Origin of the sequence: Actinacidiphila epipremni, assembly GCF_012034175.1 — a bacterium.
GTDB classification, from domain to species: Bacteria; Actinomycetota; Actinomycetes; order Streptomycetales; family Streptomycetaceae; genus Actinacidiphila; species Actinacidiphila epipremni.
The window spans coordinates 21,753-44,679 of sequence record NZ_JAATEJ010000040.1 but is presented as its reverse complement, the minus strand read 5'-3'; the positions used below and the strand labels follow the sequence as shown (position 1 = coordinate 44,679).

Genomic DNA, 22,927 nt, shown 5'->3' with positions numbered 1-22,927 from the left:
GGCTACTCCCCCTCGTCCGGGGCGTCGTCGCCCTTGATGTGGCGGGCCGGGTTGTACTGCTGCTCCAGCAGGTCGACCGCCCAGTACAGCTCGCGGGTGCCCTCGTGCTTGACCATGCCCGGTGAGACGCCGAGGCGGAAGGTGCCGGGGGCGGGCTTGCCCGCGGCGTCGTACGGCAGGACGTCGAGCGGCGAGGGGCCGGGGGCGGGGTAGACCGCGCAGTCCGACAGCAGCGCGACCGGGGTGCGGGCGCGGTCGCCGAACCGTACGGTCCACACGCCGTGCTCGGCGGTCGCGGACAGCACTCCCCCGGTCGCCGCCGCGACCTTCAGCAGCTTGCGGTGCATGTTGACGCGGGCCGCGGAGATCACGGCGGCGCGGATGTCGGGCCGCCAGGTGGGGCGCTCCAGGGCGGGCCACCGCTCGCCGGGGCGGTACTGGGCGCCCTGCGGGCGTTCGCGCAGCTTGCCGATGCCGCCCTTGACGGTGGACTTGACCGCCGTGAGGACGGCGGCCATGCCGGGGTCGGCGTCCTTGTGGCCGGCCATCGCGTCGAGGAAGCACCGCGGGGTGAGGTCGGCGGTCACGCCGAGGTCGGCCATGGTCGCTTTGTACGCCTCGCTCAGGTGCTTGTACCAGGGGTCCAGGTACGGGCCCGCGGCGGGCCGGACGTACGCCTCGGCCGGGCGCAGCTCCAGGGGCAGCCGGTAGGTGTCGATCAGCTCGGCGGCGTAGGCGACGGTCGGGGTGGCGTACCAGGCGGGTCCCGTGGGGCGCCGGCCGTCGGGCGTGAAGGGTGACGGGAGGCGCGGGTCCAGGGCGATGCCGGACAGGTCCACCAGCCATGCGCCGGGCAGGGCCTTGTCGAATCGCGGGGCCCGTACGTGCTCGGGTGCGCCGAGGCCGACGACCAGGCGGTTGGCGGCGGCGAGGAAGGCGGTGTTGACGTCGATGCCGACCGCGTAGCCCTGCGCGCACTCGGCGTCCGTCAGGTCCTGCGGGTCGCGGATCCAGTCGAAGGCCTCCTCGTCGATGACCTCGGCCGTGGTGCGCCGGTGCCCGCGCGGGAAGAGGGCGGTGACGACCGGGTGCTCGTCGGGGGCTTCGGGCGGTGCCGGGTCCACCGGGTGGGTGAGCGAGCCGGGGACGGGCCCGGAGACCCAGGCGCCGGTGGTGTCGTCGCGGACCGCGCGGGTGGGCGGGCGCAGGGCGGTCATCAGCTCCAGGCCGGTGACGGCGGTGGAGCCGCGCGGGGTGAGCACGCGGGTGGCGTACGTGGTCAGGGCGCGGGCCAGTTCCGCGGGCGGGAGCGTGTCGGCGGCGGCCCAGGCGCGGGAGTCCAGGGCGTGCCAGGGCAGGACGGCCAGTTGTACGCACTGGCGTTCGCCGCCCTGGACGGGGCGGTAGCCGCGGGCCCAGGGGCCGAAGCCGCGCCGGGTCAGCTGCCATTTCGCGCGGGTGATCTGCCGGACGACCGGGTGGTCTTCGGCCAGGCGCATCGAGCGGCGGTCGGTCAGTTCCGGCGGGAGGCCGAGGCGCTCGGCGGCGGCTGCGGTGAGGACGACGAGCGGGTCGGCGTCGCGGCCCGAGCGGTGCAGGCGGGGTGCGCCGAGCCGGGCCTCGGCGAGCGTCCACTCCACCAGTTCCGGCACGGACGACGCCGGGCACGGCAGGACCAGGCCGCCGGCGCAGTAGAGCGAGCCGTCGCCGTCCAGGACGCCGAGGGGGCCGTGGGCGAACCTCGGGTCCGCGGGCGCCGGGGTGGCGGGGGCGGGCGCGGGCCCGGCGTTCCGCGCCGGCCGGCTCGCGGGGGCCGGGCGGCGCGGCCGGGGGGTGGCGGCGGGCGGCGGCGCGGCCGGGGCGGGCGGTACGGGATGCGGGGCGGCGGGCAGTGCCGGCGGCTCAGGGATTGCGGGCGCCGGACCGGAGGCGGGGCCGGCGGGCGGTGCCGGCGGCTCGGGGGCTGCGGGCGCCGGGCGGGGCTCGGGGCCGGCAGCCGGGGCGGGGGCCGCAACAGTAGCCGCAGCCCCCGCAGCCGCAGCCGGTGCTTCCGGCGCCGGGAAGCGGGCCGCGAGGCCCTCCAGCAGCCGGGCGTACGCCGCGCGCTGCGGCGGGCGCGGCTCGGTCCTGCCGGCCTCCCAGTTCCCCACCGCCTCCCGGCGGGTGTCGACCGCCTTGGCGACCTGCGCCTGGCTCAGCCCGGCGGCCTCCCGCAACCGCTTGCGCTCGGCCGGCGGCGGCAGGGTCTGCCCGGCCGCGACCTCGTCGAGCAGCGCGTCGACGGCGCCGAAGAGTTCGTCCTGTGTCGGCACGGCTCACCTCCGCCATGATCCTATCGGCGATCGCGCACCCGATAGCGTACGAATCGCTCATGACACGCGCGGCCCGCGCCCGCCCGGCCGCGCAATGGCGGTGGGCGCCACTTGTGGGCGCAGGGCATGGCGGTCCGTCACGTAGGGGGCGGGGAAGGGCGGTCGTACCGTCCAACGGCAAAGGATCCCCCCCTCAGGAGTGCGCCATGACCAGCTCTCCCGTTGTTCCTCCCCCACATGTCCGATGGCGGGCCTGCCGCCGGGCCCTCGGCGCGGTGGCCGGTGTGCTCGCGCTGATCGCGGCCGGGCTCGGTGTGCTCGCGGGTGCCGGTACGGCCGCCGCGGCGGCGACGCTGACGCAGGTGACGTCGTTCGGCTCGAACCCTGGCAACCTCGCGATGTACGAGTACGCGCCGGCCGGGCTGCCGGCGGGCGCGCCGGTGGTGGTCGCGCTGCACGGCTGCGGGCAGTCCGCGAGCGACTACTTCACCCACTCCGGCTGGCAGAAGTACGCCGACCTGTGGGGCTTCGCGCTGGTCTTCCCGCAGACCAGCGCCTCCAACAACGCGCTGTCGTGCTTCAGCTGGTTCGACCCGGCCAAGGACGGCCGCGGCAAGGGCGAGGCGGCCTCGGTGGTCTCGATGGTCTCGCACGCGGTCGCGCAGTACGCCTCCGACAGCCGCCGGGTGTACGTCACCGGGCTGTCGGCCGGCGGCGGGATGACCGCGGACCTGCTGGCCGACTACCCCGACGTCTTCGCCGGCGGCTCGGTCGACTCGGGGCTGCCCGCGCAGTGCGCCACGTCGCAGACGGCCGCGTCCACCTGCCAGTACGGCAGCCTCAACCTGACGCCGGCCCAGCTGGGCGACAAGGTGCGGGCGTCCTACCCCGGCTACACCGGGCCGTGGCCGCGGGTGGCGATCTGGCAGGGCGCCTCGGACTACACCGTCTACCCGGTCAACGCCACCGAGCTGCGCGACCAGTGGACGAACGTGTGGGGCATCGGCCAGACCGCGTCGTCCACGCAGTCCCTGCCGGGCGGCACCACGCTGAGCGTGTACGACGACGCGTCGGGCGCGCCCGCGGTGCAGCTCTACCAGATCGCGGGGATGGGCCACGGGCTCGCGGTGGACCCCGGTTCCGGCACCGAGCAGTGCGGTACGGCGGGCTCGTACTACCTGGACACCATCTGCTCCAGCTACTACACGGGGCTGTTCTGGGGCCTGGACGGCGGGTCCACGCCGCCCGGCGGCGGTGGCGGCGCGCTGCCCGCGCCCGGCGGGCTGGCGGTGTCCGGCACGACGGACACCTCGGTGTCGCTGAGCTGGTCGGCGGTGGACGGCGCGGCCTCCTACCGGGTCTACCGCGGCGGCGCGCAGGTCGGGTCGCCGGCGTCGGCCTCCTTCACCGACACCGGCCTGGCGGCGGGCACGGCGTACAGCTACACCGTGGCGGCCGTCGACTCCTCCGGGGCGGTCGGGGCGGTGTCGGCCGCGGTCGCCGCGACGACCACCGGGGGCGGCGGCAGCGGGCAGTGCTTCACCGCCAGCAACTACGCCCAGGTGGCGGCCGGCCGCGCGCACACCGCCGGCGGGTACACGTACGCCGACGGGTCGGACCAGAACATGGGCCTGTGGAACGTGTTCACCACGCACACCCTGCGGCAGACCGGCCCCGACTACTACGTGATCGCCGACGGCGGCTGCTGACGCGCGCGCCCCGTCCCGCGGGCCGGTACGGGTCCGCGGGACGGGGCGCGGCTGTCACATCAGGGCCGGCTGGAGGGCGCCCTCGTGGGTGAGCAGCCACACCTTGCGGTCCACGCCGCCGGCGTAGCCGCGCATCGTGCCGTCTGCGCCGATGACGCGGTGGCAGGGGCGTACCAGCAGCAGGGGGTTCGCGCCGATCGCCGCGCCGAGGGCCTGGATCCGCTCGCGCGGCAGGCCGAGGCGTGCGGCCAGGGTTCCGTAGGTGGTGGTCGTGCCGTAGGGGATCGCCTCCAGGGCGTTCCAGACGCGTTGCTGGAAGTCGGTTCCCGCCGGGGTGAACGCGACCGGGAAGCCGGTGGGTTCGCCGGCGAAGTACGCCTCCAGCCGGGCGGTGACGTCCGCGAACGGCGCCGCGTCGTGCCGCCAGGTGGGCAGGACGGCCGGTGCGTTCCTGGCGCCGGGCATCGACAGCGCGGTCAGCGTCGGGCCCGCTTCGGTCTCCTCCCCCACCAGCAGCAGGTCGCCCAGGGGGCTGGTGAAGGTCGTCCAGGCGGTCATCGTCGCCTTCCTCTCGTCCATGGCCTCTGCTTCCACAGTGCCGTGCGGGAGGCCCGGCTTCCGGCGGTTTTCGGACATGGCGTTGAGGGGCGGGCCGGGAGCTCAGGGGGCGGCCGGTCCGCCGAGCAGGGCGAGGTCGTCCGCGGTCAGGCGCAGGTCGCCGGCGGCGATGTTCTCGGCGAGGTGGGCCGGATCGGTGGTGCCGGGGATGGCCAGCATGTGCGGGCCGCGGTGCAGCGTCCAGGCCAGCCGGATCTGCGCGGGGGTGGCGCCGTGGGCGCGGGCGACGGTGTGCACGCGGGCGTCCTGCTCCGGTGCGGCGGCCGACTCGCGGCGCAGGCCGGAGACGGCGAAGTAGGGGACGAAGGCGATGCCCAGATCCCGGCAGAGGTCGATCGTGCCGTTCTCGTCGGCGCGCCGCCAGTCCAGGCCGTACGCGTTCTGCACGCAGACCACCGGGGCGACGGCCCGGGCCTCGACGATGTCGTCAGGACGGGCGCTGGACAGGCCCAGGTGCCGGATCAGGCCCTGGTCGCGCAGTACGGCGAGGGCGCCGAAGAGCTCGGCGACCGGCGCGGTGCCGCCGGGGCCCTGGAGGCGGAGGTTGACGACGTCGAGGTGGTCGCGGCCGAGCTGGCGCAGGTTCTCCTCGACCTGGCCGCGCAGCTGGTCGGGGCGTGCGGGGCCGAGCCATTCGCCGGAGGGGTCGCGGCCGGGGCCGACCTTGGTCGCCACGACCACCTCGCCGGGCCAGGAGGCGAGCGCGCGGCCCAGGAGCTCGTTGGCCGAGCGCAGCGGCGAGAAGTAGAAGGCGGCGGTGTCGACGTGGTCGACGCCCTGGTCGAAGGCGCTGTGCAGCAGCCGGACGGCGGCGGCGCGGTCGATGGGCGCACCGTCGGAGTTGCCGCGCATGCCGTTGCCGGTCAGCCGCATCGCGCCGTAGCCGACCCGGTGGACCTCCAGGTCGCCGAGTGTCCAGGTCCCCGCCGCAGTCGTCCTCGTGCTCAATCCCGCTCCTTCGCCCGCCGGTCGGTCAGGGTCCGGAGTATGCGGGAGCCGGGGCCCGCGGCGACAGGGCGGCGGGGCGGGGGGAATGTCACACGCGCGGCGGGAACCGGGGTGCGCCTGCCGGGCGTTGGAGGAGGTGGACGCGGTACTCCCCTCGGCCTCGACGCGGCACTCCCTCAGCGGCGGATGAGGTGCGCCTCGGAGGCGACGACGCGGGTCAGCTTCTCGGGGTTGCGGACGTAGTACATCCCGGTGACCAGGCCGCCGCGCATGCTGAAGGACAGCACTCCGTCGAGCTCGCCGTCCAGCCGCACCACGAGGGCGGGGTTGCCGTTGACGGTGGTGGCCTCGCCGGTGGGGGTGCCGCCGGTCTTGCGGATGACGCCCACGAGGAAGCGCAGTACGTTGTCGGCGCCCGTGATGGGGCGCAGCGCGGCCTGCCTGAGCCCGCCGGCGTCGTTGACGTAGACGACGTCCGGGGCGAGGACGTCGAGCAGGCTGCGCAGGTCGCCGGTCCGCAGCGCGTGCTGGAAGGAGTCCAGCGCGGCTCGGGACTCGGCGCTGGTGACGGCCGTACGGGGGCGGCGGGCGTCGACGTGCCGGCGGGCGCGGTGGGCGATCTGGCGCACCGCGGCGGGCGTCTTGTCGACGGCGGCGGCGATCTCGTCGTACCCGACGTCGAAGACCTCGCGCAGCACGAAGACCGCGCGCTCGGTCGGCGAGAGCGTCTCCAGGACGAGCATGAGCGCGAGCGACAGGCTCTCGGCCAGCTCGACGTCCTCGGCCACGTCCGGTGCGGTGAGCAGCGGTTCGGGCAGCCAGGGGCCGACGTACGCCTCGCGGCGGCGCTTGAGGGTGCGCAGCCGGTTGAGGGCCTGGCGGGTGGTGATCCGCACCAGGTACGCGCGGGGGTCGCGTACCTGTGCGAGGTCGGCGCCGACCCAGCGCAGCCAGGTCTCCTGGAGGACGTCCTCGGCGTCGGCGGCCGAGCCGAGCATCTCGTAGGCGACGGTGAACAGCAGGTTGCGGTGGGCGACGAAGGTCTCGGTCGCCGGGTCGGCGGCGTGGTCGTTCATGCGGAAAGCGTCTCTCCGTCTCTTTCCGGGTCGTCGGGCGGGGCTGTCCGGCGCAGGTGTCAGGCGGGGCTGTCCGGCGCGGGTGTCAGGCAGCGGTCGCCGCGGTCTGCTCCGTGAGCCATTCGGTGAACGTCTGGGTGCCCCGGGTGCCGGGCCCGGACGGGCGCAGGCCGCCGGCGCTCATCCCGCCGGGGAAGCGGACGGGCACGACGGGGCGGCGGCGGGCGAGGCCGGCGGCCATGACGCGCCGGGCCATGTCGACCAGCGACTCCTCCCGCGGGCCCGCGAGGTCGGGGGCCATGCCCTGCGGCCCGGCCAGGACGAGGTCGGCGAGCGCGGCGGCCACCTCCCGTACGGCGACGGGCTGGACGGGGGCGGTGGGCACCAGGGCGACGGGGCCGGGGAGGTTGGCGAGCATCTGGCCGGCGAACTCGTGGAACTGCGTGGCCCGCAGGATGGTCCACGGCACCGCCCCGCCGCGCACGATCTCCTCCTGCCGCACCTTGCCGGCGTAGTACGGGTACCTGACCCGGTCGACGTTGACGATGGACAGCGTCACCAGGTGCGCCACGCCGGCGTGCTCGGCGGCCCGCAGCAGGTTGCGCCCGGCCGTGTCGAAGAAGCCGACGGCGACGGACTTGCGCATGGCCGTGACGTTGCTGGCGTCGACGACCGCCTCGGCTCCGGCCAGCGCCGCCTCCAGGCCGTCCCCGGTCACCAGATCCACGCCCGCGCGGCGGGACAGCGGCACGGGGGCGTGGCCGCGCGCCCGCAGCTCCTCCACCACGAGCCTCCCGGCGACGCCGGTGCCACCCGCGACTGCGATCTTCATGACTGCTCCCGTTCCTGTCGTCCCCGCCCTGTCGGCGCTTGCGGACATCAGGACACCGGGAGCGCGCGCCCCGTGACAGCCTGCGGCCCGTGACCAGTGTCACACCGCCCCCGGCCGCAACGCTTTGTCCCGGCGCGTCATATATGCCGCCAATGGGGGGTTTACCTAGAATCCAGGGACCATCGGCTGCGGCCGGCGAGCTGCGAGACGGGGAAAAGTGACCACTGCGAAAGAGCTGGCGGCCGGGTTGCTGTCGGCCGCTCCGGCCGATCCCGCGCAGCTGCTGCCCGCGCGCCAGCAGATGGCCTTCACCCTCGGCTTCCACATCATCCTGGTGCCCTTCGGCATCGCGCTGACCACGCTGATGCTGGTGGCGAACTGGCGGGGGCTGCGGAAGGGGGACGCCGAGGCGCTGGTGCTGGCCCGGCGGTGGTCCAAGGTGGCGGCGGTGCTCTTCGCGGTGGGGGCGATCACCGGGACGGTGCTGTCGTTCGAGCTGGGGATCCTGTGGCCGGGCCTGATGCGCGACTACGGCGCCGCCTTCGGGTTCCCCTTCGCGATCGAGGGGCTGTTCTTCTTCCTCGAAGCGATCTTCGTGTCCATCTACATCTACGGATGGGACCGGATGCGGCCGTGGGCGCACTTCTGGTCGGGCATCCCGGTGTCGCTGGCCAGCGTGGGCGGGGCGGCGTCGGTCATCGCGGCGAACTCCTGGATGAACCAGCCCGGCGGTATCACCGTCAGGGGCGGCCGGGTGGTGGACGTGCGCCCCGGGGAGGTGTTCTTCAACGGCGCCTTCTGGCTGGAGTTCCTGCACATGTTCCTGGCGGCCTACATCGTCGCCGGCTTCGTGGTGGCCGGGGTCTACGCGGTCGGCATCCTGCGCGGCAGGAACGACCGCTACCACCGGCTGGGCTTCCTGATCGGCTTCGTCACCGGGGCGGTCGTCATGCCCTTCCAGATCCTGGTCGGCGACACCATCGCCCGCGCCGTCTACGACGACGAGCCGGTGAAGTTCGCGGCGATCGAGATGCTGCCGCGCACCGGCAGCCACGTCCCCGAGACCCTCGGCGGGGCGCTGGTGGACGGCCGGGCGCAGTACGGGCTGCGTGTCCCGGACCTCGCCTCGCTGCTGGCCGGGTTCTCCCCCTCGACCACGATCCACGGCTTCGAGGAGGTGCCGGCCGCGGTGCGGCCGACGCAGGCCCAGGTCAACATCGTGCACTGGGCGTTCGACGTCATGGTCGGCACCGCGACGCTGCTGCTGCTGCTCGCGCTGTGGTTCGCCTGGCTGTACTGGCGGCGCCGGCAGGACTTCGCCCGGAACCGCTGGCTGATGTGGCTGGCGGCGGTGGCCGGGGCCATCGCGGTGCTGTGCCTGGAGAGCGGCTGGGTGGTCACCGAGGTGGGCCGCCAGCCGTGGATCGTGGTCGGGCAGCTGCTCACCCGCGACGCGGTGACCACCCGCGGGAACATGTGGGCGGTGTACGCGGTCGTCCTCGGCGTCTACGCCGGGGTCGGCGGCGGCGCGCTGTGGGTGCTGCGGGTCATGAAGCGCCGGTGGGGCAGCGAGGGCGACACGGCGGTCGCGGTGCCGTACGGTCCGGCGCCCGGCGGCGGCCGGCAGGCGGTGCCGGCCGGGCGGTCCGACGAGGGGGGCCGTGGATGACCGACACGGTGGCGGTGTTCCTGTTCGTCGGCGTCGTCGCCTACTGCCTGCTGGGCGGCGCGGACTTCGGCGCGGGCTTCTGGGACCTGGTCGCGGGCGGCGCCGAGCGGGGCCGCGGGCCCCGGGCGCTCATCGACGACTCGCTGGCACCGGTGTGGGAGGCCAACCACACCTGGCTGATCTACTGCCTGGTCGTGCTGTGGAGCGCCTTCCCCCGGGCCTTCGCCGCCATCACCACCACGCTGTACGTGCCGCTGCTGCTGGCGGCGCTCGGCATCGTGCTGCGCGGCGCCGGGTTCGCCTTCCGCAAGGCGTCCTTCACGACCGCGCACCGGCGTGTGTACGGGGCGGTGTTCGCGCTGTCCTCGGTGCTGACGCCGTACTGCTTCGGCGCCGTCGCCGGCGGCATCGCCTCGGGGCGGGTGCCGACCCGCGGCTACGGCGACGCCGTCACCTCCTGGTGCAATCCGACGAGCGTGCTCGGCGGGGCGCTCGCGGTCGTGGTGTGCGCCTTCCTGGCGGGCGCCTACCTGACGGTGGCCGCGCGGCAGCGCTCGGGCCGCTCGGGGCTCTTCGGGTACTTCCGGCGCCGGGCGCTGGCGGCCGGGCTGGTGGCGGGCGCCGTGAGCATCGGCGGCATCTTCGTGCTGCGGGCCGACGCGCGGCGGCTCTTCGACCACCTCAGCGGCCGGGCGCTGCCGCTGGTGGTGGTCGCGGCCGTCGCGGGGGCGGCGGCGGTCGTGCTGCTGTGGAGCGGCGGCACACGGCTGCTGCGGGAGATCGCCGCGCTGGCGGTCGCCCTGGTGGTCGTCGGCTGGGGCGTGTCGCAGTACCCGTTCCTGCTGGGCACCCATCTGAGCCTGACCGAGGCGGCCTCCCCCGGCAGCACCCTGAACGTGGTGGTCGCGGTCGCCTGCGTCGCGGTGGTGCTCATCGTGCCGTCGATCGTCCTGCTGTTCGCGCTGGCCGGGCGGGGCAGCATCGGCGCGGACCACGCCCGCGCCGGCGAGGCCCGCTGAGGCTGCGCCGCCCGGCTGCCGGGCCCCGGAGGGCCGGGAGCACCCGGTCCGCCGCGGGGTGGCAGAAGCACGGCTCGTGCAGGCCGGTAAGGTCGGTGACCGGGCCGAGGGCGTCATGAGCGTGTCGTCGAGGGCGCCGCGCGGGCCGGCGGTGGAGAAGTCCGGTCCCGCACGGTTCTTCCGCCGCCCGGACGCCTGTCCGCCGCCACGCCTTCCACTGGTTCCGCACGGCGCCGTTTGCCCGCCGGTCAGAGGGCAGCAGAGGGCTGGAGGCATCCTACGGGCCCGGCCGGTGCGGGCGGTGCGGGGGCCGGCGGCGGAGCAGGGCACGCGGACGAAGGGTCGGAAGTGGCGGTACGGGACGACGGGCAGGGCCGGAAGCGGGCCGCGGCCGGCGGCGGGGTGTTCGCCGGCGACGGGCAGATCCACCGGGACCTCGCGGCGGTCGACTGGGCCGCGACACCGCTGGGCCGGCCGGAGTCCTGGCCGCAGAGCCTGCGCACCGCCGTCGGCATCCTGCTGTCGTCGCGCTTCCCGATGTGGATGGCCTACGGGCCCGAGCTGACGTTCTTCTGCAACGACGCCTACCGGCGCGACACGCTCGGCCGCAAGTATCCGTGGGCGCTGGGCCGGCCGTCCCGCGAGGTGTGGACGGAGGTGTGGGAGCACAGCTACTCGCGCATCACCACGGTGCTCAGCACCGGGCAGGCCACCTGGGACGAGGCGCTGCTGCTGCTCCTGGAGCGCTCCGGCTACCCGGAGGAGACGTACCACACGTTCTCCTACAGCCCGCTGCGCGACGACGCCGGCACCGCGGTCGGGATGCTGTGCGTGGTCAGCGAGGACACCGAGCGGGTCATCGGCGAGCGGCGGATGGCCACGCTGCGCGACCTGGGGTCCGACCCGAGCGTGGCCCGCACCGAGGAGCAGATGCTGGCGTTCGCCGGCCGGCAGCTCACGCGCAACCCGTACGACCTGCCGTTCACGCTCACGTACCTCTACGACGAGGACGGCACCGCGCGGCTGGCCGGCCGCACCGGCCTGCCCGCCGGTCATCCCGCGGCGCCCGCGCGGCTGGCGGCGGCCGGGGACGGGGAGGGAGCCGGGGACGGGGACGGGGCCGGCGACGGGCGGCCGGGGAAGGACCCGGTGTGGCCGGCGCGGCAGGCGGCGGCGGGCGAGCCGTCGGTGGTGGAGCTGGTCGGCGAGCCGTTCGCGGCGCTGCCGGCCGGGGCGTGGCCGCTGCCGCCCACGCGGGCGCTGGTCGTGCCGCTGCAGCGGCAGGGCGCCGGGCCGTACGGCTTCCTGGTCGCCGGGCTCAACCGCTACCGCCCGCTGGACGACGCCACCCGCGGCTTCGTGGAGCTGGTCGCCGGGCACCTGGCCGCCGGGATCGGCAGCGCCCGCAGCTTCCGGGCGCAGCAGCGCAGGGCCGAGGAGCTGGCGGAGCTGGACCGCGCGAAGACCGCGTTCTTCTCCAACGTCAGCCATGAGTTCCGCACCCCGCTGTCGCTGATCATGGGCCCGGCCGAGGAGCTGCGGGCCCACCTGGCCGGCGCCGGGCCCGAGGTGCGCGGCGAGCTGGAGGTGATCCACCGCAACGCGCTGCGGCTGGGCAAGCTCGTCAACACGCTGCTGGACTTCTCCCGTATCGAGGCGGGCCGGATGCAGGCGCGCTACGAGCCGGCGGACCTGGCGACGCTCACCGCCGAGCTGGCCAGCGTGTTCCGCTCGGCCGTCGAGCGGGCGGGGCTGGCGTACGAGGTGGACTGCCCGCCGCTGGCGCAGCCGGTGCACCTGGACCGCGGCATGTGGGAGAAGGTGGTGCTGAACCTGCTGAGCAACGCGCTGAAGTTCACCTTCGACGGCACCATCCGGGTCGCGGTGCGCGACGAGCGCGGGCAGGCGGTCGTGACGGTCGCCGACACCGGGGTGGGGGTGCCCGGGCACGAGCTCCCGCGGCTGTTCGAGCGGTTCCACCGGATGGAGAACGCCCGCGCGCGCTCCCACGAGGGCAGCGGTATCGGGCTGGCGCTGGTCAGGGAGCTGGTCGCGCTGCACGGCGGCACGATCACCGCGGACAGCCGCGAGGGCGAGGGGACGGTCTTCACCGTGCGGCTGCCGTACGGGCACGCGCACCTGCCGGCGGACGCGCTGGTGGCGGGGGGCGGCGGGCCGGCGGTGACGGCGGTGGCCGACCCCTTCGTGCAGGAGGCGCTGCGCTGGCTGCCGGAAGCGGAGCCGGAACCGGAACCGGACGCCGGCGACCGGGGCGGGGGCGGCTCGGGCGCGCGGCAGCGGGCGGGGGCGGCGGCCGGCGGGCCCTTCGACGTGGTGGTGGCCGACGACAACGCCGACATGCGCGGCTACCTCACCCGGCTGCTGCGCGGCGCGGGCCACCGGGTGCGGGCGGTCGGCGACGGGCGGGCGGCGCTGGAGGCGGTGCGGGCCGATCCGCCGGACCTGCTGGTCGCCGATGTGATGATGCCGCGCCTTGACGGCCTGCGGACGGTGGCCGCGCTGCGCGCCGCCCCGCGGACGGCCAGCGTGCCGGTGCTGATGCTGTCGGCGCGGGCGGGCCAGGAGGCGTCCGTGGAGGGCCTGGAGGCCGGCGCGGACGACTACCTGGTCAAGCCGTTCTCCGCCGCGGAGCTGCTGGCCAGGGTGCGGGCGACGGTGGAGCTGGCCCGGCTGCGCTCCCACCACGCGCGGTGGCGCAGGGCGCTGACCGACGCGATGCAGGAGGCGTTCTTCGTGTGCGACGGGCAGGGCGCCGTCGTGGAGGTCAACGCGGCGTTCACCCGGATGCTGGGTTTCGGCCCGGAGGACCTGCCCTACCCCGCGGTGCCGCCCTGGTGGCCGGCGCGGGAGGCGGAACCGGAGGCGTACCGGCAGGTGGCCGACGCCTTCGGCGCTCTCGTGGAGCAGGGCGCGGGCACCCACACGCTGCCGGTGCGGCACCGCGAGGGGCACCGGCTGTGGGTGTCGGCGAGCCTGGCGCGGGTGCACGACCCGGACAGCGGGCGGTCGATGGTGGTGGGGACGTTCCGCGATGTGACGGCCGAGCGGTACGCGGTGCGGCGCGAGTCGGCGGTGGCGGCGCTGAGCCTGCGGCTGTCGCGGGCGGGCAGCACCGCGCAGGCGCTGGACGGCGCGCTGGAGGAGCTGTGCGGGCTGTGGCGGGCCGGAAGCGGCGTCGCGGCGGTCTTCCCCGCCGCCGGCCCGCCGCAGGTCACGGCCTGGGGTGCGCCCGCCGCCTGGGACGCGCTGGACGGCGGGCTGCGCGAGGCCCTCACGGCGCTGCGCGACGGGCCGCGCCTCGCGCCGTACGCGGACGGGCGCGGCGGGGTCGGGGTGGGCCTGGAGCATCCGCGCGGGCCGATGGCGGTGTGGCTCGGCCTCGGCGCGGGGCGGCCGTTCACCGACCGGGACGGGACGCTGCTGTCGCTGCTGGCCGGGCACCTGGCGCAGGGGCTCGCCCGCGCCTTCCAGATAGACCAGCAGCGCGAGACCGCGCTGGCGCTCCAGCGGGCCATCCTCGGCCCCGCGGCGCTGCCCGCGGGTTTCGCGGTGCGCTACGAGCCGGCGGCGCGTCCGCTGGAGGTGGGCGGCGACTGGTACGACACGGTGGCGCTGGCCGACGGGCGGATCGGCATCGTCGTCGGGGACTGCGTGGGGCGGGGCCTCCAGGCCGCCGCGGTGATGGGCCAGTTGCGCAGCGCCTGCCGGGCGCTGCTGCTGCAGGACCCGCGGCCGGACCGGGTGCTGCTGGCCCTGGACCGGTTCGCGGCCGACCTGCCGGGCGCGGGGTCCACAACCGTCTTCTGCGGCGTCCTGGACCCCGGCAGCGGGCGGCTGGCGTACTCCAGCGCGGGGCACCCGCCGGGTGTGCTGGTCGGCCCGGACGGTGCGACGCGGCTGCTGGACCAGGGGCGCTCCACGCCGCTGGCGGTACGCGGGCGGTCGGGCACCCGCCCGTACGCGCAGGACGTGGTGCCGGCGCGGGCGCTGCTGCTCCTCTACACCGACGGGCTGGTGGAGCGGCGCCGCCGGCCGCTGTCGGAGGGCGTGGAGCGGGCGGGCGCGACGCTGCGCGAGGGCCGGCACACCGGGACGCGGGAGCTGGCCGCGCTGGTCATGGAGCGGATGGCGCCGCCGGACGGCTACGACGACGACGTGGCGCTGCTGCTCTACCGCAGCCCGGCCCCGCTGGAGGTGGACTTCCCCGCCGAGGCGGGCCGGCTCGCGCCCGTGCGCAGGCAGCTGCGGGAGTGGCTGGACCGGTGCGAGCTGCCGGCGCAGACGGTGCAGAATGTCCTGGTGGCGGCAGGGGAGGCATGCGCCAACGCGGTGGAGCACGGCCATCGCGACGCGCCGGGCGGGACCGTGCGGCTGCGGGCGGAGGCCCGGGCGGACCGGCTGTACCTGTCGGTCGCGGACTCCGGGCGGTGGAAGCCCCCGGAGCCGGAGGCCGCGCCGCACCGGGGCCGCGGGCTGGCGCTCATGCGCGCCCTGATGCAGCACGTCACCGTCACACCGGGAGCCGGCGGCACGACCGTCGCGATGGACACCAGGACCGCCCCATGACCACACCGCTGACCTTCACCTCGTACGTCCGCGCCGACGGCGTGTCCGTGCTGGTCGCGACAGGCGAGGTGGACCTGAGCAACAGCGCGGACTTCGCCGCGGCCACCGACGCGGCGCTCGCCGGCGCCGCCGGGCGGCTGCTGGTCGACCTGCGCGGGGTGGAGTACCTCGACAGCGCGGGCCTGAACGAGCTGCTGATCCGGGCCGGGCGGCTGGAGATCGTGGCGGGCACGCTGCTGGCGCCGCTGCTGACGATCAGCGGGATCACCGAGCTCACCACGGTGTACGGCCTGACGGGCGGCGGCCCGACCGGCGTGGTGGCGCCGTGGGCGGCCGAGCCGCCGGCGTGAGCCGCCGCCGCGGCGCCGGGCGGCGTACCCGCGGCGTCCCGGCGGGCCGGGAAGCGCGGCAGGCCTGCCCGGGGGCGGCCGGTCAGGCCGGGCGGGAGGTGGCGGGGGCGGGGTCGACGGTGGCGGACAGGCCGTTGAGGACCAGCCGGGTGCCGCCGCGCAGGTGGGCGACGGCCTGGGCGGCGTCGGGGGCGGCGGTGAGCCAGGCGTACTGCTCGGTCCAGGTCAGGCGGGAGCCGGTGGGGGTGTCGGCGAGCTCGACGGTCACCAGGGACGTCCAGGTGCGGACGGCGTCGACCTCGGCGGTGTAGGCGTACACGATCCGGGTGTCGGGGACGATGTCGAGGAAGTGCGAGCGGTTGGCGAGGTGTTCGCGCAGGTCGCCGGAGACGAAGACGTTGCGGGAGGTCTCGCCGCCGCCGACCCGGAAGTCCAGTGCGTGCTCGGCGGTCGCCGACGGGCCGGGCAGCCGGAACCAGCGGCGGCGCAGCCCGGGGTCGGCGAAGCCCTGGAAGACCCGGGCGCGGGGGACGGTGAAGTCCACCGCGAGGACGAAGGAGCCGTGCAGGGCGCGTGCCGCCGGGTCGTCCCCGGCGGCGCCGGCGGCCGGTTCCGCGGCGCGGTCGTCGTCGTCCATGGCGGCAACGTAGCACGGCGGCCGGTACCCGCCGGCCGGGGGAAGCGCGGCGTGCATTGGTGTGACCCGGCGGCCGGGGCGCGCGGGGTGCGCGGCGGGGCGGCCGTAGCGTCGCGGGCGTCGGCACGTCCCCGTCGTCCCGGCGCCGTGCGCACGCCCTCGCGGGCGGGCCTTGCCCGCGAGGGCGTGTGGCGGTCGCTGCGGCGGGGCCGCCACCGGAACGGCGCAGTCCGATGTCGCACCGGCTGGCGCGCGGCAGAACAGTGGTTCTGACATGCGGGTTTCGTCCCCCGCGCGCAGAGGAGGATCCCGATGACGACCGCGCCACCGGCCGAGCAGGCCGACACCACGGGCCAGGGGGACAAGCCGATCCATGTGCTGTGGATCAACGCCGGGCTGAGCTGCGACGGCGACTCGGTGTCGCTGACCGCGGCGACGCAGCCGAGCATCGAGGAGATCGCGCTCAGCGTGCTGCCGGGCCTGCCGAAGGTCGAGGTGCACTGGCCGCTGATCGACTTCGAGTGCGGTCCGGTGCAGGGCGCGGACACGTTCATCGAGTGGTTCTTCAAGGGCGAGCGGGGCGAGATCGACCCGTTCGTGCTGGTGATCGAGGGCTCGATCCCCAACGAGGCGATCAAGCCCGAGGGCTACTGGTGCGGTTTCGGCGACGACCCGCAGACCGGGCAGCCGATCACCACCAGCGAGTGGATCGACCGGCTGGCGCCCAAGGCGCTCGCGGTCGTCGCGATCGGCACCTGCGCGGCGTACGGCGGCATCCACGCGATGGAGGGCAATCCGACCGGCGCCATGGGCGTGCCGGACTACCTGGGCTGGGACTGGAAGTCCCGGGCCGGCATCCCGCTGGTGTGCGTGCCGGGCTGCCCGATCCAGCCCGACAACTTCGCCGAGACGCTGGTCTACCTGCTGCACCAGGCCGCGGGCCAGGCGCCGATGATCCCGCTGGACGAGCAGCTGCGCCCCAGCTGGCTGTTCGGCGCGACGGTCCACGAGGGCTGCGACCGGGCCGGCTACTACGAGCAGGGGCAGTTCGCCGCCGTGTACGACAGCCCGCAGTGCCTGGTGAAGCTGGGCTGCTGGGGCCCGGTGGTCAAGTGCAACGTGCCCAAGCGGGGCTGGATGAACGGCATCGGCGGCTGCCCGAACGTCGGCGGCATCTGCATCGCGTGCACGATGCCGGGCTTCCCGGACAAGTTCATGCCGTTCATGGACGAGCCGCCCGGCGCGACGCTGTCGGTCGCCGCGAGCGGCACGTACGGGCATCTGATCCGCCGGCTGCGGGCGGTCACGCTGCACACCGTGGACGCCGAGCCGAAGTGGCGCGGCCCGCGCGAGAAGCTCACCACCGGCTACCGGCCGCCGTGGTGAGCGCCGCCGGGAGCGGTGGCCGCCGGCGGCCCGCCCGTACCACCGCCGGCGCCACCACCCGGCTCAGCGCCCGGATCGGCGCCCGCACCACCACCCGCATCCCCGTCCGCATTCACTGACGTTCCACCGAAGGGCACGGCACGAGACGATGGCGACACCGACGAAGAAGGCGGCCGGGGACGGCAGCGGCCTGGTGGAGATGTCCTGGGACCCGATCACCCGGATCGTGGGCAGCCTGGGCATCCACACGAAGATCGACTTCAAGCAGAAGAAGGTCGCGGAGTGCTACAGCACCTCGTCGGTCTTCCGCGGCTACAGCGTCTTCATGCGCGGCAAGGACCCGCGTGACGCGCACTTCATCACCAGCCGCATCTGCGGCATCTGCGGCGACAACCACGCCACCTGCTCGGTCTACGCCCAGAACATGGCCTACGGCGTCAAGCCGCCGCACCTGGGCGAGTGGATCATCAACCTCGGCGAGGCCGCCGAGTACATGTTCGACCACAACATCTTCCAGGAGAACCTGGTCGGGGTCGACTACTGCGAGCGGATGGTCCGGGAGACCAACCCGGGCGTGCTGGAGCTGGCCGAGCGCACCGAGGCGCCGCACGCCGCCGACCACGGCTTCCGCACCATCGCCGACATCATGCGCTCGCTCAACCCGCTGGAGGGCGCGTTCTACCGCGAGGCGCTGCAGGTCAGCCGCTACACGCGGGAGATGTTCTGCCTGATGGAGGGGCGGCATGTGCACCCCTCGACGCTCTACCCGGGCGGTACGGGCACGGTCGCGTCGGTGCAGCTGTTCACCGACTACCTCAGCCGGCTGATGCGGTACGTGGAGTTCATGAAGCGCGTGGTGCCGCTGCACGACGACCTGTTCGACTTCTTCTACGAGGCGCTGCCCGGTTACGAGGAGGTCGGCCGGCGGCGGGTGCTGCTGGGCTGCTGGGGCGCGCTCAACGACCCGGAGCACTGCGACTTCACATACCGCAACATGTCTGACTGGGGCAAGCGGATGTTCGTCACCCCGGGCATCGTGGTGGACGGCAAGCTGGTCACCAACGACCTGACCGAGATCAACCTCGGCATCCGCATCCTGCTGGGCAGCTCGTACTACCAGGACTGGGAGGGCCGGGAGAAGTTCGTCACGCACGACCCGCTCGGCAATCCGGTCGACGAGCGGCACCCGTGGAACCAGCACACCATCCCCGCGCCGCAGAAGCGGGACTTCGACGGCAACTACAGCTGGGTGATGTCGCCGCGCTGGTTCGACGGCAAGGACCACCTGGCGCTGGACACCGGCGGCGGCCCGATCGCCCGGCTGTGGTCGACGGCGCTGTCGGGGCTGGTCGACATCGGCTACGTCAAGGCCACCGGCCACAGCGTGGTGATCAACCTGCCGCGGACGATGACCAAGCCGGAGACCACCTTCGAGTGGAAGATCCCGCAGTGGAGCAACGCGCTGGAGCGCAACCGCGCCCGCACGTACTTCCAGGCGTACGCGGCAGCGGCGGCGCTGCACTTCGCCGAGCAGGGGCTGGCCGAGGTGCGGGCCGGGCGCACGCAGACGTGGGAGAAGTTCGAGGTGCCCGACGAGGGCCTGGGGGTCGGCTTCACCGAGGCGGTGCGCGGTGTGCTCTCCCACCACATGGTGATCCGCGACGGCAAGATCGCCAACTACCACCCGTACCCGCCGACCCCGTGGAACGCCAGCACCCGCGACAGCTTCGGCACGCCCGGGCCGTACGAGGACGCGGTGCAGAACACCCCGATCTTCGAGGAGAACTCCCCGGAGAACTTCAAGGGCATCGACATCATGCGGGCGGTGCGCAGCTTCGACCCGTGCCTGCCGTGCGGGGTGCACATGTACGTCGGCGGCGGGCGCACGGTGCAGACGCTGCACGTGCCGACGGGCCTGAGCGGGATGGGCGGATGACCGCGGCCCAGGTACGCGAGGGCGCGCCGCGGGTGGGGAAGGGCGCGCCGGAGGTCCCGGACGCCGAGGCGGCCGGGCGGCGGGTCGAGGCGGTCCTGGACCGGCTCGCGCAGACCGGCGACCGGGCGGCGTGCCGGGCCGCGGAGGAGCTGGTGCGGGCGCTGATGGAGTTCTACGGCGCCGGTCTGTCGCGGGTGCTGGCGCTGGCCGGGCAGGGCGGGCGGCAGGCGGTGGAGCGGCTGCTGGACGACGAGCTGGTGTCGGGGATGCTGGTGCTGCACGACCTGCACCCCGAGGGCATCGAGGCCAGGATCGCCCGGGCGCTGCGCGCCCTGCCGGGTGGCCCGGTGGAGCTGGTGGGCTTCGACGCGGCCACCGGGGTGCTGCGGCTGCGGACGGCCGCCACCGGCGGCTGCGGCTGCGGGGGCGGCACGGAGGCGTCGCGGCAGGCGGTGGAGGACGCGCTGGCGTGCTTCGCCGCGGAGGTGACCCGGGTGGAGCTGGAGCCGGCCTCGGGTGGGCCGGTGCTGCTGCAGATCGGGCCGCGGCCCGGTGCGGCGGGCCCGTCATGACGGTGGGCCGGCGCGCCGCGGGCCCGGCGGCGACGGGGCTGCGGCGCTTCGCCGCGCCGGCATCGCGGGAGGAGCGGTGCGAGCTGTGCGACGCCGAGGTCGCCGGTGGGCGGCACCGGCACCTGGTCGACACCGAGCGGCGGGTGCTGGCGTGCGCGTGCCTGGCGTGCGCGATGCTGTTCGAGAACCCGGGCTCGGCGCGCGGCCGGTTCCGTACCGTGCCCGACCGCTGGCTGACCGATCCGCGGCACCGGGTGGACGACGGGGCGTGGGAGCTGCTGCAGATCCCGGTCGGGGTGGTGTTCTTCTTCCGCAACGCCGCCCTGGACCGCTTCGTCGCGCTCTACCCGAGCCCGGCGGGCGCGACGGAGAGCGAGCTGGACCCGGCGCTGTGGCAGCAGGTGCTGGACCGCACCCGGCTCGCGGGGCTGCTGGAGCCGGACGTCGAGGCGCTGCTGCTGCGCCGGGGCGACCGGGGCTGCGCGTGCTACCTGGTGCCGATCGACGTGTGCTACGAGCTGGTCGGGCGGATGCGGATGCTGTGGCAGGGCTTCGACGGCGGGGCGCAGGCCCGGGCGGCGCTGGAGGACTTCTTCGCCGCCGTGGCCCGGCGCGCCAGGCCGCTGCGGGAGGACGGGACGACGTGACGGGCTTCTCCTTCGCGTGCACCGGGGTGCGCGCCGACCGGTACGCGGCCGGGCCGACACTGGTCTTCCGGCTGCGGGTGGCCACCGCCGAGCAGGACACCCGGGTGCACGCCATGGCGCTGCGCTGCCAGTTGCGCATCGAGCCGGCCCGCCGCGGCTACGGCGAGGCGGAGGCGGCCGGGCTCGCCGACCTGTTCGGTGAGCGGTCGCGCTGGGGCGGCACGCTGCTGCCGCTGCAGTTCGCGCACGTGTCGGTGATGGTGCCCGGCTTCACCGGCAGCACGGAGGTGGACCTGCCGGTGCCGTGCACGTACGACCTGGACGTGGCCGCGACGCGCTACTTCGACGCGCTGGAGGGCGGTGAGGTGCCGCTGCGGCTGCTCTTCTCGGGCACGGCCTTCACCGGGCCGGGCGGTTACCGGGTGGAGCCGGTGCCGTGGGACCGGGAGGCGGCGTACCCGATGCCGGTCGCGGTGTGGCGGGAGATGGTCGAGCAGCACTTCCCGGGCTGCGGCTGGCTGCGGCTGCCGCGGTCGGCGATGGACGCGCTGCTGGCCTACCGCTCGCGGCGGGCGCTGCCGTCGTGGGAGGCCACCGTGGAGGCGCTGCTGGCCGGGGCCGGCGGCGCCGCGGCGGAGCAGGTACGGGAAGGGGCGGTGTCGTGACGGCGCGGGCGGCCGGGCGGTTCGAGGCGGCGCGGGCGGTGGCGGACGCGGTGCTCTTCGAGGGGTACGTGCTCTATCCGTACCGGGCGTCGGCGGCGAAGAACCGGCTGCGGTGGCAGTTCGGCGTGCTGGTGCCGCCGCGGTGGGGCGAGGGCAGCGGGGAGCCGGCCTTCCAGCGCACCGAGGTCCTGATGGAGCCGCGGCGCGGTGCCCGGCTCTTCGCCGAGCTGCGCTTCCTGCACGCCCGGCGGCGCAGTGTGCAGCAGGCCCTGCCCGGCGGGGGCTTCGCGGACGTCGAGGCGCTGGAGCTGGCCGACCGGGTGCTCACGCCCTGGGACGAGGGCGTGGAGGAGCGGGTCGAGGTCGAGGTGCCGGTGGCGGAGCTGGAGGGCGGGCACGTTGTGCCGTTCACCGTCGCCGGGAGCACGCAGAGCGAGGACGTGCACGACGGCGGGCGGCTGGTGGGCCGGCTGGTGCACACCCGCGAGGAGCTGCGCGGGCGGATCGTGCTGTCGGCGGTGGAGCTGCCGGGGCCGTACGCGGTCCGGCGGCTCACCGCCGTGGTGGACAACACCGCGGACTGGGCGCCGGATCCGCCGGTCGAGGGCGGGGCCGGGCGGGCGGCGGCGCTGCCGCGGTCGCTGATCTCGGCGCATCTGATGCTGGGGCTGGACGCCGGGCGCTTCCTGTCGCAGACCGATCCGCCGCAGTGGGCGAAGGCGGCGGTGCAGGAGTGCGAGAACGTCCACTCCTGGCCGGTGCTGGCCGGCTGCGGGGGCGGCGCGGACGTGGTGCTGGCGTCGCCGATCATCCTGGAGGACCATCCGGCGATCGCCCCGGAGAGCCCGTGCGCGCTCTACGACGCCCTGGAGATCGACGAGATCCTGGCGCTGCGCACCGCGACGCTGACCGAGCAGGAGAAGCGGGAGGCGCGCGGCACCGACCCGCGGGCCGCCGCCGTGATCGACCTGGCCGACTCGATGCCGCCCGAGGTGCTGGACCGGCTGCACGGCGCGGTGCGGTCGCTGCGCGAGGTCACCGGGCCGGACACGCCGGCCGGTGACGTGGACCTGCTGCCGGAGCCCGGCACGCCGTGGTGGGACCCGGGCGGCGACCGCACGGTCGACCCGGAAACCGACCGGGTCGTCGTCGACGGCCGGCAGGTCGGCGCGGGCTGCCGGGTGGTGCTGCGGCCGGGGCTGCGCCGCACCGACGCGCAGGACCTCTTCCTGCACGGGCGCAGCGCGCTGGTCGAGGCAGTGCTGCACGACGTGGACGGCGGGGTGCACCTGGCCGTCACCGTCGACGGCGACCCGGGCGCCGACATCCGGCGCGAGCAGGGCCGGTTCCTGTACTTCCAGCCCGACGAGGTCAGCCCGCTGGAGGACGCGTGAACGCGGCCGGGCCCGCCGCGGGCGCGCGGTCCGCGGGACCGGAAGCGCGCGGGCGGACGCTGGTGGCGGGGGTCGGCAACATCTTCCTCGGCGACGACGGCTTCGGCGTGGAGACCGTACGGCAGCTGTCCGCGGCCGGCGGGCTGCCCGCCGGGGTCGAGGTGCTGGACTCCGGGGTGCGCGGCGTGGACCTGGCGTACCGGCTGCTGGAGGGCTACGACACCTTCGTGCTGGTCGACGCGACCGCGCGGGGCGGTGCGCCCGGGACGCTGTACGTCCTGGACGCCGGGGAGTGCGGGGCGATCGAGAGCCCCGACGCGGTCCTGGACGGGCACCGGATGACGCCGGACGCGGTGCTGGCGCTGCTGGGCACGCTGTGCGCGGGCACCGGCGGCACTCCCCCGCGCCGGGTGACGGTCGTGGGCTGCGAGCCGGCCTCGGTGACCGAGGCCATGGGCCTGAGCCCGCAGGTGCGGGCGGCGGTGCCGGCGGCGGTCGGGCTGGTGCGCGACCTGGTCGGCGCGGACGAACCGGCCGCGGCAGCGGTCGCACACGAGAGGAACACGTAAG

The 22,927-nt window shown here is 75.3% G+C and carries 19 protein-coding genes; 13 read left to right on the top strand and 6 right to left on the bottom strand.

Annotated elements, in window-relative coordinates:
• Positions 1–2 precede the first annotated feature (2 nt).
• Entirely contained in the window at positions 3–2,312 is a 2,310-nt protein-coding gene (gene tap, locus HCN08_RS32710) for a telomere-associated protein Tap (RefSeq protein ID WP_167986949.1), read from the bottom strand.
• 206 nt (positions 2,313–2,518) lie between these two features.
• Between tap and HCN08_RS32705 the strand changes: the two genes are divergently transcribed.
• A complete protein-coding gene (locus tag HCN08_RS32705; RefSeq protein WP_167986948.1) occupies positions 2,519–4,021 on the top strand; it encodes an extracellular catalytic domain type 1 short-chain-length polyhydroxyalkanoate depolymerase in 1,503 nt (500 codons plus the stop codon).
• Between the two features lie 54 nt (positions 4,022–4,075).
• On the opposite strand, the gene HCN08_RS32700 is transcribed toward HCN08_RS32705, so the two are convergent.
• From HCN08_RS32700 to HCN08_RS32685, 4 genes are all read right to left on the bottom strand, one after another.
• Positions 4,076–4,600: a methylated-DNA--[protein]-cysteine S-methyltransferase gene (locus HCN08_RS32700; protein ID WP_240970670.1), complete on the bottom strand. Its 525-nt coding sequence runs from the start codon at positions 4,598–4,600 to the stop codon at positions 4,076–4,078.
• Between the two features lie 81 nt (positions 4,601–4,681).
• Positions 4,682–5,587, bottom strand: a complete 906-nt coding sequence (locus tag HCN08_RS32695) for an aldo/keto reductase (protein ID WP_240970668.1) — start codon at positions 5,585–5,587, stop codon at positions 4,682–4,684.
• Positions 5,588–5,763: 176 nt separating this feature from the next.
• The gene (locus tag HCN08_RS32690) at positions 5,764–6,663 is read right to left on the bottom strand and encodes an RNA polymerase sigma-70 factor (RefSeq protein WP_167986947.1); all 900 of its coding nucleotides are present in this window, start codon (positions 6,661–6,663) and stop codon (positions 5,764–5,766) included.
• Between the two features lie 85 nt (positions 6,664–6,748).
• Positions 6,749–7,495 (bottom strand): SDR family oxidoreductase, encoded by a 747-nt coding sequence (locus HCN08_RS32685; RefSeq protein ID WP_167986946.1) that lies wholly within the window; start codon positions 7,493–7,495, stop codon positions 6,749–6,751.
• 217 nt (positions 7,496–7,712) lie between these two features.
• Between HCN08_RS32685 and HCN08_RS32680 the strand changes: the two genes are divergently transcribed.
• From HCN08_RS32680 to HCN08_RS32665, 4 genes are all read left to right on the top strand, one after another.
• Entirely contained in the window at positions 7,713–9,164 is a 1,452-nt protein-coding gene (locus HCN08_RS32680) for a cytochrome ubiquinol oxidase subunit I (RefSeq protein WP_322974819.1), read from the top strand.
• Entirely contained in the window at positions 9,161–10,183 is a 1,023-nt protein-coding gene (locus HCN08_RS32675) for a cytochrome d ubiquinol oxidase subunit II (protein ID WP_167986945.1), read from the top strand. The genes HCN08_RS32680 and HCN08_RS32675 overlap by 4 nt, the downstream gene beginning before the upstream one ends.
• Positions 10,184–10,531: 348 nt before the next feature.
• Positions 10,532–14,770, top strand: a complete 4,239-nt coding sequence (locus tag HCN08_RS32670; RefSeq protein WP_407648924.1) for a SpoIIE family protein phosphatase — start codon at positions 10,532–10,534, stop codon at positions 14,768–14,770.
• Entirely contained in the window at positions 14,767–15,120 is a 354-nt protein-coding gene (locus HCN08_RS32665) for an STAS domain-containing protein (RefSeq protein WP_167986944.1), read from the top strand. The genes HCN08_RS32670 and HCN08_RS32665 overlap by 4 nt, the downstream gene beginning before the upstream one ends.
• 82 nt (positions 15,121–15,202) lie before the next feature.
• On the opposite strand, the gene HCN08_RS32660 is transcribed toward HCN08_RS32665, so the two are convergent.
• A complete protein-coding gene (locus tag HCN08_RS32660; RefSeq protein WP_167986943.1) occupies positions 15,203–15,757 on the bottom strand; it encodes an SRPBCC domain-containing protein in 555 nt (184 codons plus the stop codon).
• Positions 15,758–16,069: 312 nt separating this feature from the next.
• On the opposite strand from HCN08_RS32660, the gene HCN08_RS32655 reads away from it, so the two are divergent.
• The 8 genes from HCN08_RS32655 to HCN08_RS32625 are packed head-to-tail and all read left to right on the top strand — an operon-like array spanning position 16,070 to position 22,926.
• Positions 16,070–17,143, top strand: a complete 1,074-nt coding sequence (locus HCN08_RS32655) for an NADH-quinone oxidoreductase subunit B family protein (protein WP_167986942.1) — start codon at positions 16,070–16,072, stop codon at positions 17,141–17,143.
• Complete coding sequence (locus tag HCN08_RS36320; protein ID WP_265738303.1) at positions 17,140–17,262, top strand: hypothetical protein; 123 nt, start codon at positions 17,140–17,142, stop codon at positions 17,260–17,262. Before HCN08_RS32655 ends, HCN08_RS36320 begins: the two co-directional genes overlap by 4 nt.
• 29 nt (positions 17,263–17,291) lie before the next feature.
• Positions 17,292–19,079 carry a nickel-dependent hydrogenase large subunit gene (locus HCN08_RS32650; RefSeq protein ID WP_167986941.1) on the top strand — a complete coding sequence of 596 codons (1,788 nt, stop codon included), beginning with the start codon at positions 17,292–17,294 and terminating at the stop codon, positions 19,077–19,079.
• Positions 19,076–19,651: a hypothetical protein gene (locus HCN08_RS32645; RefSeq protein ID WP_240970667.1), complete on the top strand. Its 576-nt coding sequence runs from the start codon at positions 19,076–19,078 to the stop codon at positions 19,649–19,651. The genes HCN08_RS32650 and HCN08_RS32645 overlap by 4 nt, the downstream gene beginning before the upstream one ends.
• Positions 19,648–20,298: a DUF5947 family protein gene (locus HCN08_RS32640; protein WP_167986940.1), complete on the top strand. Its 651-nt coding sequence runs from the start codon at positions 19,648–19,650 to the stop codon at positions 20,296–20,298. The genes HCN08_RS32645 and HCN08_RS32640 overlap by 4 nt, the downstream gene beginning before the upstream one ends.
• Entirely contained in the window at positions 20,295–20,963 is a 669-nt protein-coding gene (locus HCN08_RS32635; RefSeq protein WP_167986939.1) for a DUF6084 family protein, read from the top strand. The genes HCN08_RS32640 and HCN08_RS32635 overlap by 4 nt, the downstream gene beginning before the upstream one ends.
• Entirely contained in the window at positions 20,960–22,357 is a 1,398-nt protein-coding gene (locus HCN08_RS32630; protein ID WP_167986938.1) for a hypothetical protein, read from the top strand. The genes HCN08_RS32635 and HCN08_RS32630 overlap by 4 nt, the downstream gene beginning before the upstream one ends.
• Complete coding sequence (locus HCN08_RS32625) at positions 22,354–22,926, top strand: hydrogenase maturation protease (RefSeq protein ID WP_167986937.1); 573 nt, start codon at positions 22,354–22,356, stop codon at positions 22,924–22,926. Before HCN08_RS32630 ends, HCN08_RS32625 begins: the two co-directional genes overlap by 4 nt.
• The last annotated feature ends 1 nt before the right edge of the window (position 22,927 follow it).